1 protein-coding gene is annotated in these 1,586 nt (G+C 27.2%); it reads right to left on the reverse strand.

All coding sequences use genetic code 11. The annotated features are described in order from the left end of the window. Positions 1-80: 80 nt before the first annotated feature. Positions 81-1,586 (reverse strand): IS1182 family transposase (locus H8S10_RS17805; RefSeq protein WP_186839742.1); only part of this gene is annotated, 1,506 nt, incomplete at its 5' end.

Consider the following 1,586-nt stretch of genomic DNA (forward strand, 5'->3'; position numbering starts at 1 on the left):
AAATTATTTCTAAATGAACAAGTTTTTTGACACGACAAATAGGAGGTTATAAACCTCCTATTCTCTGTAAAAATATACCTTTACGCTATTTTCTTTTCATGCAATAATATACCATTTCTATTTTGACTCATCTTATTAAAGAGTTTTTGAATATTATAAGCAAAGCTCAAAAGTGCAAATTCAGTTTTAATATTATTTTTTCCTCTTGATAAAAATCTTCTAAAACCATAATCTTGTTTTAATACTCCAAAAGCTCCTTCGACCTGAATAGATCTATTCATTCTTAATAACTTTCCTTTTTCAGTCGAGATATTTTCTAATGAAGTTTTACGTTTTTTTACAAAATCTTTTGATACATGTAGGCGTTTATTTCCTTTTGCTTTAGTACATTTACTTTTATAAGGACACTCATTACAGTTTTCACTTTCGTAAATTGTAACATTGGATTTATAGCCAGATTTAGAAGTTTTTATTTTACTTGATATAGGTACTAATTTATTGCCATATGCACATATATAATAATCATTTTCTTCATCATAAATCATATTTTCTCTTTTACTTATATCAACTTTAAACTTTTTATTTTTTGATTTCTCGTAGTTTTGAGGCTTTATGTATGATTTTTGATTATGTTTTGATAAGTACATATAATTTTCTTCACTTTCGTAGCCGGCGTCAGCGATAACATTTTCAAATTTCTTTGGTAAATCTTTTTCTAGTTTATCTAAGAAGGGTATAAAAGTTAATTGATCTGATCTTTCACTAGAAATATCTATACCAACAATATATTCACCCTCTACCCCTATTTGAATATTATAACCAGGTTTTAATTGGCCGTTTTGCATATGGTCATCTTTCATATGCATGAAAGTCGCGTCTTTATCTGTTTTAGAGAAGCTATTACGACCATCAAATATACTATTATAGTTATCATATTTGATTTGCTTTTCAATAAATTCTTGAATACTCTCATAGTATTTTTGAAGTTTACTTTTTCTTTTGCCTTTCCCATAAACAAATTCAGTAGAATTTTCTTTTTTTATATTTTCTAATTTATCAAGTATCTTACTAGCATAATCAACAGATATTTTTTGATCAATGTTAGCAATTCTAATATCTAAATTTTCATGTATTTCTTCAAAAGTTTTTTTGATTTTTTCTTGTAGTTTAGATTCAAACTTATCAGTTGCTTTCTTCCATACAAAAGTATATTTATTGGCATTCGCTTCGATTTTAGTCCCGTCAATAAATAAATTTTCATATCTAATCTCATTCATTTCTCCAAGCTTTGCAATAAGTTGATTAAACAAATCTGATATACATCCTTGTAGGTGTTTACTCCTAAATCGTGCAATGGTATTATGATCCGGAGCCTTTTGCCCTTGCAAAAGCCAAATGAAATTTATATCTCTTTTACAAGCTTTTTCTAAATCTCTTGAAGAATATATTTTATTCATACATCCATATATTAATATTTTAAATAAGATGGCAGGGTCGATTGCTGGATTTCTACCTAATGTAGAGTATGTTTTATATAAATCTGTAAAATCTAATCCCTCCGTAACTTCAAATAGCAATCTTACTGA

The sequence above is a fragment of the Clostridium sp. NSJ-49 genome (genome assembly GCF_014287725.1).
GTDB classification, from domain to species: domain Bacteria; phylum Bacillota; class Clostridia; order Clostridiales; family Clostridiaceae; genus Clostridium; species Clostridium disporicum_B.